The 13,655-nt window shown below is 41.4% G+C and carries 11 protein-coding genes and 1 riboswitch; of the genes, 9 read left to right on the forward strand and 2 right to left on the reverse strand.

The genetic code is table 11. The features are described 5' to 3' along the window. Nucleotides 1-21 precede the first annotated feature (21 nt). Entirely contained in the window at nt 22-960 is a 939-nt protein-coding gene (locus ON073_RS05640) for a Solitary outer membrane autotransporter beta-barrel domain (RefSeq protein ID WP_274760892.1), read from the reverse strand. Nucleotides 961-1,134: 174 nt separating this feature from the next. Beyond that, a riboswitch (Lysine riboswitch) is annotated at nt 1,135-1,330 on the forward strand. Between the two features lie 123 nt (nt 1,331-1,453). On the opposite strand from ON073_RS05640, the gene dapA reads away from it, so the two are divergent. From dapA to ON073_RS05665, 5 genes are all read left to right on the forward strand, one after another. Then, the gene (dapA, locus tag ON073_RS05645; protein ID WP_274760893.1) at nt 1,454-2,335 is read left to right on the forward strand and encodes a 4-hydroxy-tetrahydrodipicolinate synthase; all 882 of its coding nucleotides are present in this window, start codon (nt 1,454-1,456) and stop codon (nt 2,333-2,335) included. Between the two features lie 12 nt (nt 2,336-2,347). Beyond that, complete coding sequence (locus tag ON073_RS05650; RefSeq protein ID WP_274760894.1) at nt 2,348-3,088, forward strand: 2,3,4,5-tetrahydropyridine-2,6-dicarboxylate N-succinyltransferase; 741 nt, start codon at nt 2,348-2,350, stop codon at nt 3,086-3,088. Next, on the forward strand, nt 3,088-4,293 hold the full coding sequence (locus ON073_RS05655; RefSeq protein ID WP_274760895.1) for a PLP-dependent decarboxylase: 1,206 nt from the start codon (nt 3,088-3,090) through the stop codon (nt 4,291-4,293). Before ON073_RS05650 ends, ON073_RS05655 begins: the two co-directional genes overlap by 1 nt. Before the next feature lie 2 nt (nt 4,294-4,295). Beyond that, nucleotides 4,296-5,408, forward strand: coding sequence for a succinylglutamate desuccinylase/aspartoacylase family protein (locus tag ON073_RS05660; protein ID WP_274760896.1), 1,113 nt, complete (start codon nt 4,296-4,298; stop codon nt 5,406-5,408). Nucleotides 5,409-5,516: 108 nt separating this feature from the next. Next, nucleotides 5,517-6,521, forward strand: a complete 1,005-nt coding sequence (locus ON073_RS05665; RefSeq protein ID WP_274760897.1) for a phospholipase A — start codon at nt 5,517-5,519, stop codon at nt 6,519-6,521. A gap of 72 nt (nt 6,522-6,593) precedes the next feature. Here ON073_RS05665 and typA read toward each other — a convergent pair whose 3' ends face one another. After that, complete coding sequence (typA, locus tag ON073_RS05670; protein ID WP_274760898.1) at nt 6,594-8,417, reverse strand: translational GTPase TypA; 1,824 nt, start codon at nt 8,415-8,417, stop codon at nt 6,594-6,596. A 462-nt stretch (nt 8,418-8,879) separates the two neighbouring features. On the opposite strand from typA, the gene glnA reads away from it, so the two are divergent. The 4 genes from glnA (at nt 8,880) to glnG (ending at nt 13,615) form a co-directional block, all read left to right on the forward strand. Beyond that, nucleotides 8,880-10,286: a glutamate--ammonia ligase gene (gene glnA, locus ON073_RS05675; RefSeq protein ID WP_274760899.1), complete on the forward strand. Its 1,407-nt coding sequence runs from the start codon at nt 8,880-8,882 to the stop codon at nt 10,284-10,286. Between the two features lie 225 nt (nt 10,287-10,511). After that, complete coding sequence (locus tag ON073_RS05680; RefSeq protein ID WP_274760900.1) at nt 10,512-11,042, forward strand: DUF4124 domain-containing protein; 531 nt, start codon at nt 10,512-10,514, stop codon at nt 11,040-11,042. Nucleotides 11,043-11,141: 99 nt separating this feature from the next. After that, nucleotides 11,142-12,221, forward strand: coding sequence for a nitrogen regulation protein NR(II) (gene glnL, locus ON073_RS05685; protein WP_274760919.1), 1,080 nt, complete (start codon nt 11,142-11,144; stop codon nt 12,219-12,221). Beyond that, nucleotides 12,218-13,615 (forward strand): nitrogen regulation protein NR(I), encoded by a 1,398-nt coding sequence (glnG, locus tag ON073_RS05690; protein ID WP_274760901.1) that lies wholly within the window; start codon nt 12,218-12,220, stop codon nt 13,613-13,615. Before glnL ends, glnG begins: the two co-directional genes overlap by 4 nt. Nucleotides 13,616-13,655: the final 40 nt, after the last annotated feature.

A 13,655-nucleotide genomic window follows, 5' to 3' on the forward strand; every position in this document is an offset into this window, starting at 1 on the left:
AGGTAAATAATTATCAATACGTTACTCTTCATTGAAGTAAATTACAATGCTGCCACCGCTAAGCACACTGCCTTCGTTGTAATGCAAGCCAATGCCAATATTGTCAAACCATGATGTCCAAGGCCGTGTATCGATAAGCAAACCGCCTCCATATTCATAGTAATGACCTGTGCTAAAAGCACTTCGCGCATCACCGCCTAAATCAACGCGTTGGAATTTCAAATATATCGATTCCGTGTGTTTTAGTTTTTGATCTAACTTGACAGTAGCACGCACACTATTTGCAAAATACCAACCTGACGGCGTTGCTTCTCGTGTTGGCTCATCACCGCCAAATCCTTTACCAAAGAAATGGTTATAACTTGATTTAACGAGCCAATGTCCCCAGCGACTCTCTTTTTTTCTGCTCAGCGTTAAACCAAAATCCGCTAACAAAGAATTAGCTGTGGTATTAAAATAAATTCCTTCCACTTCTGATTTTATAGCGCGGCTTTCAGGGCTTTTATAATCATGAATATTGTCGTAATGCATTATGTGAGCACCGGCATTCCACTCTAATAACCAATTTTCATAGCGATAAAGTTCGCTTTCGTAATCACCGTATGCAGTAAAAATTTGATCATGGCTATCATCAGGGATAATTAAATTATCAAACAACACTTCTTGCGATTGTGAGATATAAGAAAAATGGGTATTGATACGAGACTTTTCATCTAATTGATATGTGTACGGAAGGGCAAAAACCTGTAACTGCTTACGTAAATCTAAGCTTTGATCATTATTATCATCACCAAGCTGCTCTAAGATATTAACAGGATCAAAGTTACCAAAACCAAATCGCACCACGTCTGAATCACTGAGCACCACAGACGATGCAAACGACTCTTCATAAGCTTTCTTTACCGTCGCAAACGATGGCACGCAAAACAAGACAAAAAACAATAATCCTAACTTTCTCACAACAAACGATTTTTTATTTTAATTAGAGACAATTAGCGGTAGTTATACCATTAAACATAAGTGGATTGCAGCGAGCAAAAATAAATTTTATTGACATTTAGACGTCCAAAATGTTTCAATTGCCGCTCAATCACCCTATTTATAGTAATCAGCTTACCAAAAGCTGCTTGCTCAAGGGCTGGAAGAGGTGCGTTATTCAGGTAGTTCAGTTGAGGAGAGCAAACTCCTAAGACTCTGAACGAGGGGAATTAACGCCGAGAGAGTATTGTTTTTGCTAACTCTAACTCTCGGGCGTCTGGGCTGAATCCCAGCGACTGTCACCAATTACTTGATTACAAGTAAATAAGTTTGGTGGAGAGCTTCTGGTCTTAGAAAAATAAGGCCATTTGCCTTATCTATTTTTTAAGTCCATTGCTCTTCGAATTTTTAGTTGTTCGAAGTGGACTGAGCCTTCCCTTAGCCTATCTCCGAACACACACTAAGTTCGCTAGAGATGAAATCACAATTTAATTTAGCGCAGTACCCACTGTGGACTGCATTAGTCACACCGTTTAATGAAAATGGTGAGATTGATTTTGATAACTTAGCTAAACTCGTTAACGAGCAGCAAGATGCTAACAATGGCATTTTATTACTCGGCAGCACTGGTGAAGGCTTAGCATTAACCACTTCAGAGCAACAAGCTGTTGTCAGTTTTGTTTGCGATTTATCACCAAACGTCCCTTTAATGGTTGCGGTTGGTGGTATCAACCTGCCTGAGCAACTTGCATGGTTAGACTTTTGTAATCAACACCCTATTGATGCGCTTTTATTGGGCTCACCGCTATACGCAAAGCCGGGATTAAAAGGGCAAATACAATGGTTTGATGCATTACTTAGTGCAACTGAACTGCCATGCATGCTTTATAACGTGCCAGGTCGCAGCGCCGTTGCACTTGCGCCTGAATTGCTTTCAGCACTCAGTCATCACGAAAATCTTTGGGCATTAAAAGAAGCCAGTGGTGATATTAGCAAGTTCGAAGTCTTTAGAACCAGCAATCCAAATGTTGCTATTTACAGTGGCGATGATGCCTTAATGCCTTATTTTGCCCAAGCAGGCGCCAAAGGCTTAGTATCAGTTGCGGCAAACGCATGGCCTAAACAAACCGCTGAGTTTGTTCGCAGATCGCTGTCTGGTACGCCAAACTTATTTACTACATGGAGCGAGGCTGTAAATAGCTTATTTGAAGTGGCTAATCCTGTGCCTGTAAAAGTGCTAATGCATCAACAAGGCAAACTCAATACCCCTAATTTACGTCCACCGCTTACTCACCATGAGCTGGAATCACCTGCGGCAATTCTCGCTGCGAATCAAAAAATATTATCCTGGAATTAAGAGAGAAGTACTATGAACTGGCAAGAACTATTAAAAAACCTAGAAAATGGCTCTGTACGTGCAGCAAACCAAGATGAAAATGGTAACTGGCACGCAAATGTAGAAGTTAAAAAAGGCATTTTAGACGTTTTTAAAAATGGTACTAACACCGAATTCCCAGGTGGATTTGTAGATAAAGATAACCTTGCAGTACGTGGTTTTTCTGCTGAAGAAGGTGTACGTATGGTGCCAGGTGGTACGAGTGTTCGCCCAGGTGCTTATGTTGCAAGTGGCACAGTAATCATGCCACCAGCGTACGTTAATATTGGTGCTTACATCGACACAGGTACCATGGTAGATAGTCATGCATTAGTTGGCTCATGTGCACAAATTGGTAAAAACGTACATTTAAGTGCAGCGGTACAAATTGGCGGCGTATTAGAACCTGTTGGCGCAAGCCCAGTTGTTATTGAAGACGATGCATTTATTGGTGCTGGCTGTGTAATTGTTGAAGGCGTTGTAGTTAAAAAAGGTGCAGTACTTGCTCCAGGTGTTCGCCTGTCAGCAACGATCCCTGTGTATGACTGTGTTAATGAGCGCGTATTAGAGAAAGGCGAGCCTATTCCTGAAAACGCGATTGTTATTCCGGGTTCTCGTCCAGCATCTAACCAGTGGGGTCGCGAGCAAGGTTTAAGCATGTCTTGTGCGCTTATTGTTAAATATCGTGATGAACAAAGCGATGCATCATTAGAATTGGAAGAGGCTTTACGTTAATGAGCTTCTTGAGCACACAACAGCGTCAAGTGCTGGCTGAACTATGCCAGCAAAACGATACTCCGTTCTACGTTTATGATCTCGATAAACTGGCTGCGCATTTAACCACCTTAACATCACAAAATGTGGTGAAACTATGGTATGCCGTTAAAGCTAACCCGCTATCAGATATTATTCAAACGTTAGATAAATGCGGCTTTGACTTTGATGTCGCCAGTAGTGGCGAACTCAATCAGGTGCTCGCTCAGGGTATTGATGCTAAACGTGTGCTCAACACTGGACCTGCCAAATCTAAAAAGCAGATCCAACACTTTCTAAACAAAGGTGTTCGCACCTTTGTTGCCGAAAGTCATAATCAAGTGGTTTGGTTAAACCAAGCAGCAAGCGAGCATGATATTAGGCTTCGCATATTATTGCGTGTTCAATTGCGCTGGCCAGACAGTGAAAAAAACCCACTTGGTGGCGACAGCTTAACACCGTTTGGGCTTGGCTGTGATGATTGGGCTTCACTTAATATTTCAGACTTCCCTGCGCTCGATTTTGCCGGTTTACATATTTTCCAGTGGGGCAATATGTTAAGCAGTGACAAACTTGCCGAGCTATGGCGCGCCATGATTGCACCACTTCAAACGTTAAGTGCTCAGCTTGGTTTTAAATTACGTATTTTGGATTTAGGCGGAGGCTTAGGCATCCCGTATACCGAACAAGCAGAGCGTTTAGTGTGGCCGCAATTATTAGATGCTCTTGATAACATCAAGCAGGCAGTTGGTTGTGATGAACTTTGGATGGAACTCGGCCGTTATGCTGTAGGTGAAGTTGGTTTTTATGCCAACCCTGTCGTTGAGCAAAAACAAAACTATGGCGCGAATCAACTGATTGTTGCAGGCGGTATTAATCACATTTTACGCCCTGCAGTCACTAATCAAGCCTTCCCAGCAGAATTACTTCGCCAGTCAAATGCTGAAACTAAGTCGTTTTTAGTGCACGGACCACTGTGTACTGCGCTTGATAGTTTAGGTGAGTTTTCGCTTGCTGCAGATATCAATGAAACTGACTGGCTGATTTTCTCACAGTGCGGAGCATATGGTTTTACTGAAAGTATGCCGTACTTTTTATGCCATGAATTACCTGCTGAATACACTGTTAAACAAGGGCAAATAAGCTGTGTTAGACGTGCTGAAAGCGCTGATTATTACTTGAGATAACCATGAACCAAATTACCCAAGAAAACATTCAAGTTGGTGAAATTGCTAACGGCTTACCACTGACTATTCCGGTTTATCGCCTTACAGGCAATGGCACTGGGCCAAGTGTTTACATTCAAGCAAATATGCATGGCGCTGAAGTACAAGGTAATGCCGTTATTTACCAACTGCTTGAAAAATTAAAGCAACAAACCTTAGCATCAAGTATTACCTTAGTACCGTATGCCAACCCAATTGGTTGCAACCAGAAATCAGGTGAATTTACGTTAGGCCGTTTTGATCCAATTACCGGTACCAACTGGAATCGTATGTATCAAAACCATACACATTTGGTAGAAAATTTTGTGGCTGAATTTAGTGATGCCAGCGTGGATACCATTAAAACCGAATTTAAAAAGCGTTTGGTTGCAGCAACAGCTGCTATTTTAGATGGCCCAAGTTACACCCTCAATACCGGTAAACGTATTGCGCTTAATCTACAAAAGTTAGCTCACCAAGCAGACATTGTGCTCGACCTACACACAGGACCAATCTCAGCTAAGCATTTATATTGCCCTGACTATGCCAAAGACAGTGCGCGCTATTTTGATATTGAACACATACTGCTGATTCCAAATGAGTTTGACGGTGCAATGGACGAAGCCAACTTTTGTCCATGGTGGCAATTGAGTGAAACATACAAATCAATTGGTAGAGAGATCCCTGTATTAGTTGAAGCATTTACCGTGGAGCTTGGTTCACAAGAAAAAATTGATCTTAGCGAAGCTGAAAACGATGCAAATAGCATCTTAAGCTATTTAACCTATAAAGAAGCCTTACTTGACTCACAGTTTAAGCCACAACCAATTACGCGCTATGCGTGTTACTTAAACGATTATCTAGCGTTCTACGCCCCTATGGGAGGCATGGTTGAATACACCGCAGAGTTAGGCAGTCATATAAAGGCTGGCGATACTATTGCCAAAATTTTACGTATGGAACGCTATTTATCAGAGCAACCGCTTAATCACATTACGCTAGATAAAGATGCTATCACTATTTTGCATTTTGCCTCAGCCAGTGTAAATCAAGGTACTGAGCTTTATAAGTTTTTCACAAATTATTTTGAATTGTAACAGTTGCGTGAGAAGTCCCCTTTGGGGCACAAGGCGGCATTTATGCCGCCTTTTTTATGTTTCGATTTTGGTTATAATATAGGCCCACTAAATTTAGGGATAAAATTAATGCGCCTTTTAGCTCCTAGCATACTACTCTCACTGACTCCCCTATTTGTCTTTGCAAATGATGAACCTTCCGAAAGTCAATTAGCCAAACAATGTATCTTAAATGAACTTGCGGCTGGCGATGAATCTCAGACACTCGCAGAAGTGAAAAAAAAGTGTATTCAAATAGCCGATATGGAAAAAATGTCTGCTATTGATAAACGCGTTATTCGGGAAAAGGTCACAACAAATAATCCAAATGTAATCACTCCACACAAACGAAACTACATTTTACCCGTTACGTATATGGATAGACCTAAAAATACGCCTGCAGCACGCGATCCAAATTTAAAAGGTGCACCGCTTGATGATTTAGAAGCGAAGTTTCAACTGTCTTTAAAAGTGCCTTTATACCAAAGTAAGTCTGATATTGACCAAGCCTTTTATTTTGGCTTTACGTTGCAGTCCTATTGGCAACTTTATAATAACGATATTTCATCGCCATTTCGTGAAACAAACTACCAACCTGAAGTTTTCTGGATGAATTTACTCGATGATGAAAATCGTTTGTGGGGGGATGAAATGGGTATTGCGATTGGCTTTGAACACCAATCAAACGGGCGAAATATTCCCCTTTCACGTTCTTGGAACCGTATTTATGCCAACCTGTTTTGGGAGCATAATGGTTTAGTTTTTAGCTTTAAACCTTGGTATCGCATTCCAGAAGAAGAGAAACGCAACCCAGAAGATCCAACCGGTGACGATAACCCTGATATTCATGAATATATGGGGCACTTTGAATTTGCCAGTGTATATCGCTATGAAGAGCATGAGTTTACTGTCATGTTACGCAACAACTTAAAGTCCGATAACAAAGGTGCTGTGCAGCTTGATTGGTCCTTCCCAGCATGGGGGCGTTTACGTGGCTATGCGCAATATTACAATGGTTATGGCGAAAGTTTAATTGATTACAACCAACACATTGAACGCTTTGGTGTGGGTATTCTATTAACTGACTTTCTCTAATTTAGCTGCTTAAAATCCAGAAATAAAAAAACCAGCCTAGGCTGGTTTTTTTATTTAAGCGATTTGCAAAAATTACTTTTTCGCTTCGCGGCTAGCACGCTTACGCTCGCTTTCAGTAAGAAGTTTCTTACGAATACGGATGCTTTCAGGCGTTACTTCTACTAGCTCATCATCATCGATAAACTCAAGCGCTTGCTCAAGAGACATAATGATTGGTGGCACAAGGTTTTGTGCTTCATCAGTACCTGATGCACGAACGTTAGTAAGTTGCTTACCTTTAAGCGCGTTAACTGTAAGGTCGTTATCACGCGCGTGAATACCAATGATCATACCTTCGTATACTTCCACACCGTGACCGATGAATAGTTTACCGCGGTCTTGTAGGTTGAATAGTGCGTTAGTAAGCGCTTTACCTGTTGCGTTAGCAATAAGTACACCGTTCTTACGCTGACCAATGTTACCGCCTTTGTGAGGACCGTAGTGATCGAACGTGTGGTACATTAAACCTGAACCAGACGTTAGTGTCATAAAGTCAGTTTGGAAACCGATTAAACCACGTGAAGGCATGATGAAGTCCATACGAATACGGCCTTTACCATCTGGTGCCATATCAGTCATTTCAGCTTTACGCAGACCAAGTTGTTCCATGATAGAACCTTGGTGCTCTTCTTCAACGTCAACGGTTACTGTTTCGTATGGTTCTTCTAATTGACCATCTACTTCGCGAAGGATTACTTCTGGACGAGATACTGCAAGCTCGTAACCTTCACGACGCATGTTCTCGATTAAGATACCTAAGTGAAGCTCACCACGACCTGATACGCGGAAGCTATCTGGGTTATCTGTTTCTTCAACACGTAGTGCAACGTTGTGAACTAGTTCAGCTTGTAAACGCTCAAGAATGTTACGTGAAGTAACGAACTTACCTTCTTGACCTGAGAAAGGTGACGTGTTTACAGAGAACGTCATAGTTACTGTTGGTTCATCAACAGAAAGTGCTGGAAGTGCTTCAACTTGGTTTACATCACATACTGTGTCTGAGATTTTAAGCTCACCCAAACCTGTAATTGCGATGATGTCACCAGCTTGCGCTTCTTGAGCTTCATGACGATCAAGACCTAAATAAGTAAGCACCTGACCTACTTTACCGTTACGCTTAGAACCATCCGCACCAATAACAGTTACTTGTTGGTTAACTTTAACCGTACCACGCTTAATACGACCTACACCGATAACACCAATGTATGAGTTGTAGTCAAGCTGGGAAATTTGCATTTGGAAAGCGCCTTCAGGATCGGCATCAGGCTTTTCTACTTGTTCAACAATTGCTTCAAACATTGGTTGCATGTTGTCTGACGGCTCGTCTAGATCTAACGTTGCCCAACCATTGATTGCTGACGCGTAAATAACTTGGAAGTCTAGCTGGTCATCAGTTGCACCTAAGTTATCGAAAAGATCGAATACTTGGTCCATTACCCAATCAGGGCGCGCGCCTGGCTTGTCGATTTTGTTGATAACAACGATAGGCTTAAGACCTAATGCAAATGCTTTTTGCGTTACGAAACGCGTTTGTGGCATCGGACCTTCTTGCGCATCAACAAGTAGTAATACTGAATCAACCATTGAAAGAACACGTTCTACTTCACCACCGAAGTCGGCGTGTCCCGGAGTGTCTACGATGTTAATGTGGTAGTCATTCCATTCGATTGCAGTGTTTTTAGCTAGGATTGTAATACCGCGCTCTTTCTCGATATCATTTGAATCCATTACACGTTCTTCATTACCGCCACGTGTTTCTAATGTACCTGATTGCTCAAGTAGCTTATCAACTAGTGTTGTTTTACCGTGGTCAACGTGCGCGATAATCGCAATATTACGTAATTTTTCGATACTCATATTTTTACTCAAGTTAGTGCTCTGGATAAAAGCTACGGATTATCTGATAAGCACAATACCTACCAAAGCCCGCTAAAAATCTAAGCTAAACACCTTTTATGTCATCTTAATGATGACCTCAAAAGGGTCTGCGCCTGCAAAAAAGTGGCATATTATCCCCTATTACTGTGACAGATGAAAGTTTAGACAGAATAAAAATAGCTGATTTTTGCGATATTTTTGTCACATTGATGGTTTATTTTAAAAAAACTATTTTGGCCTTGCGATTTTAGCCGTATTTTCTAGACTTTATCGCGCACCACTATGGTGCGATCAGGGATCTTTTTGGTGCATCAAATTGGTGCAAGACAAAGCCGAAAACACCAAAAACCTTTAAAATCATCTAGTTATAAAATTGGCACAAAATCCGCTTTATAGACAGCGATTTCAAAATTAAAAAACAACACACGGTTGGAGGACTATATGTCACACACGGTTTTACAATTTATTAAGGAAAACGACGTTAAGTTTGTTGACCTACGTTTCACAGACACAAAAGGTAAAGAGCAGCACGTTTCTATTCCTCATCACCAAGCTGACGAAGATTTCTTTGAAGATGGTAAAATGTTCGATGGTTCTTCAATTGCTGGTTGGAAAGGCATTAACGAATCTGACATGGTATTAATGCCAGACGCAGACTCAGCTAAGCTTGACCCTTTCGCTGAAGAAACAACTTTAATCGTACGTTGTGATGTTGTAGAGCCTTCAACACTTCAAGGTTACGAGCGTGACCCACGTTCTGTTGCTAAGCGCGCTGAAGAGTACATGCGTTCAACAGGTATCGCTGACACAATTCTTTTCGGTCCAGAGCCAGAATTCTTCCTATTTGACGATGTTAAGTTTAAAACTGACATGTCTGGTTCTATGTACAAAATCGATGCTGAAGAAGCGTGTTGGAATTCGGATAAAGATTACGAAGGTGGTAACTCAGGTCACCGTCCTGGCGTGAAAGGCGGTTACTTCCCAGTTGCTCCAGTTGATTCATCACAAGATTGGCGTTCAGCAACGTGTCTTGTTTTAGAGGAAATGGGCCAAGTAGTTGAAGCACATCACCACGAAGTAGCTACTGCAGGTCAAAACGAGATTGCTACTCGCTTTAATACAATGGTACTTAAAGCAGACGAAATTCAAGAAATGAAATACGTTATCCACAACATGGCACACCTTTACGGTAAAACAGCTACATTCATGCCTAAGCCAGTTGTAGGTGATAACGGTTCAGGTATGCACTGTCACCAATCACTAGCTAAAGATGGTCAAAACATCTTCGCAGGCGATAAGTACGGCGGTCTTTCTGAAGAAGCACTTTACTACATCGGTGGTATTATTAAGCATGCTCGCGCAATCAACGCGTTTGCGAATGCATCAACTAACTCATACAAGCGTTTAGTACCAGGTTTTGAAGCTCCAGTTATGCTTGCTTACTCAGCACGTAACCGCTCTGCATCAATCCGTATTCCAGTAGTACCATCTGCAAAAGCACGTCGTATCGAAGTTCGCTTCCCAGATCCAACAGCTAACCCATACTTAGCATTCTCAGCAATGTTAATGGCTGGCCTTGACGGTATTAAGAATAAGATTCACCCAGGTGAAGCAATGGATAAAGATCTATACGATCTTCCAGCTGAAGAAGCTGCTGAAATCCCAACTGTTGCAGGTTCACTTGACGAAGCACTTGCTGCGCTAGATGCTGACCGTGAATTCTTAACGCAAGGTGGTGTATTCACTGATGACCTAATTGATGCGTACATCAATCTTAAGAGTCAAGAAGTAGAAAAATTAAATAGTACAACTCACCCAGTTGAGTTTGAAATGTACTACAGCGTGTAATTTTTACACGCCTCCAGATTCAATTTATTGTTTCAATGTGTGTTCCTAAGCCCGTTCTGCGGGCTTTTTTTGTGGAAAAACGAATATATATATTATACATTTATACTACCTGTGCCTTATCGTATTGTTTAGCTAATGGTTTTTATAGCAAGTTTTACTTGGTAACAGGCGAACTTTCCGGTTCAGTACTAGAATAAAAACAATATATATAAGCAAGGATTTGATGTGGCTTTTAAAGGCTATCAGCTATCACTATTAATTTTTCTACTGTTACTGCCTGTAGCAGACATTGCCGCGAAAGAAATTTACATGTGGCGTGATGAAAACGGTGTGCTCGTTTTTTCAGATACTAAACGTCCTGGCGCAAAAGTAATTTCGCTCGCGGATGATAAAGTAACCAGTATGAAAAAGGCGGATACCTCTGTCTTTGATACTAGTGATTCGCAAACACAAGCCATTAAATATGGTATCGAGATTGTTTCACCGAGCCATGAAGACACTATCCGAGACAATACCGGCTCACTCCATGTTTCCACTCGCATAACACCAAGCTTCAACCCCAAATTTAAAGTTCAGCTACTATTTAACGGTAAGCGTAATACCCCACCACAATCAAAAGCGGTTTTTGTAATGCGCAATGTTGATCGTGGTGCACATACAATTCAAGCACAACTCTTTAATGAAAAAGGCGAAGCTGTTGCAACTAGCGAGCAAATTACCTTCTTTATGCACCGAGCCAGTAGCATCGCAAAATAACTAGCTTATCGGCGAATTACGGAACGCTTCTTGCTTTTTACTAGTAAGTCTCAATTTCGATTGATTTTAGTTAAAATAGCGCACTAAAATGGTGCAATGATGCTTAAAGACATATCTAACTATATTAAGTTACTAGAACACCTTACAAGTTGCGTTTTGTTGGTTGATGGCAAGTTTAAACTTTATTATGCCAATACCAGTGCAAGTGAATTATTTGGTATTAGCACCAAACGCATTGTTGCAACTAATTTTGAGCAACTCTTTCATTACCACTCCATTGATTTAAAAAGAATTATTGAAAACACCTTTGATAGCGGAAATGACTGTGTTCAGCATCGCGCCAATGTAGTTTTTAACGACGGTAGGCACGCTACAATCAGTATTTCGGCACGTCGAATTGAATTGGACAGTCAACTTTTAATGTTGCTTGAATGCCGCTCTTTAAACCAAGAACTTAAGCATGATCAAGCCTCTCATCAGATGCACCAACAAAGTGCAGCACGAAATTTAATCCGCGGCCTCGCCCATGAGATTAAAAACCCCCTGGGTGGCATACGAGGCGCAGCGCAGCTGTTACAGTACGAAAGTGACCAACAAGAACGCGTACAATGTGCAAACTTAATTATTGAACAAGCCGATCGCCTAACAGAGCTTGTTGACCGACTACTTGGGCCTAATCAATTGCCTAAAAAAGAATGGATCAATATTCACCAAACGCTGGAATCGGTTATTAAACTAAGCCTACTCGACAACCAGCATAAAATTAAATTAATTAAAGATTACGACCCGAGTATTCCCGATGTTTACATCGATAATGGCAAAATCCAGCAAGTACTACTTAATATTGTTAAAAATGCACAGCATGCACTTAACAAACTAGCTGAACTTGGCACTATTACACTTAAAACTCGAGTTAAACATCATATTAGGCTGCACAACAAAGCATTTAAAAATGCTCTGCTAATTCAAATTATCGATAACGGCCCTGGTATCGATGACTCATTGAAAGAAACTCTTTTCTTTCCAATGGTTACAAATAAAGATGGCGGTTCAGGCCTGGGTCTTGCCATTGCTCAAACCCTTATTGACCAACATAAGGGCTATATCGAATGCGATAGTTGGCCTGGCCATACCGAATTTAATATCTATTTACCCCTTTCAAAGGAGAAGCCAGAATGAAAACTGTTTGGATAGTTGATGATGATGCTTCGATTCGCTTTGTACTGGAAAAAGCCCTTAAACGTGCAGGTTTTAGTACAGAATCATTCGCCAGCGCAGAAGCGGCAGCATCAGCACTAGAATACGACCAACCAACAGTGCTTATTTCTGATGTTAGAATGCCAGGGCAAGATGGCATGTCATTACTTGAAAATATCGTTGAGCAGAACCCTGGATTACCCGTAATTATCATGACGGCCCATTCAGACCTCGATTCTGCTGTACAGGCTTTCCAAAAAGGGGCATTTGAATATTTAGCCAAGCCATTTGATTTAAATGAAGCTGTTTCACTTGTTGAAAGCGCATGCCGAGCAAATACTCGGGTTAAAATCAAACCCAGTAAAATGGAAAAGAAAGCGCCTGATATTATTGGCGAAGCACCTGCAATGCAGGAAGTATTTCGCGCCATTGGTAAACTCAGCGCATCAAGTATGAGCGTACTGATTAATGGTGAATCAGGTACAGGTAAAGAGCTTGTCGCAGGTGCCTTGCACAACCATAGCCCGCGCCGTGAGAAAACCTTTATCGCACTCAATATGGCGGCAATTCCAAAAGATTTAGTTGAATCTGAACTATTTGGTCATGAAAAAGGCGCTTTCACCGGAGCCGATAGCGTGCGTAAAGGGCGTTTCGAGCAAGCCAACGGTGGTACGTTATTCCTCGATGAAATTGGCGATATGCCGCTTGATGTGCAAACACGTCTTTTACGGGTGTTGGCTGATGGTGAGTTTTATCGTGTTGGAGGGCACCAAAGTATTAAGGTCGATGTACGTATTATTGCCGCTACCCACCAAGACTTAGAAAAGCTCGCCCGTGAAGGCAAATTCCGCGAAGATTTATTTCACCGCTTAAATGTGGTGCGTTTAAAATTGCCTCCTCTACGAGAACGAAGTGAAGACATCGAACAACTCGCTAATTACTTCTTAGATAGAAGTGCTAAAGAGCTCAAAGTAGACAGCAAAATACTCTCTAAAGAAGCCGCTAAAAAAATGATGGGATTTGCTTGGCCAGGAAATGTTCGTCAGTTAGAAAACACCTGCCGCTGGCTTACCGTAATGACTCCAGGGCAACTCATCAGCATTGAAGACTTACCAAACGAAATCACAGATCAGCAAAAGCATAGCGAAAGCAGCCAAGATTCAGACTGGCAGCAACAATTTCAAACTTGGTTTGAAAGCGAGCTAAAACAAGGCAAACACAATATTTGGCCAGATATTCAAAATAAAATAGAAAGCCAAATTATTAAAAGTGCATTAAAACATAGTAATGGCCACAAGCAAGATGCCGCCCAATTAATTGGTTGGGGGCGAAATACGCTCACACGAAAATTAAAAGAGCTAAATATAGAGCAATAGCGTTAAATCTATTAAACTGAATTAACCGACTGTTTTATCT

This window comes from Pseudoalteromonas sp. G4 (assembly GCF_028875915.1).
Lineage (GTDB): Bacteria > Pseudomonadota > Gammaproteobacteria > Enterobacterales > Alteromonadaceae > Pseudoalteromonas.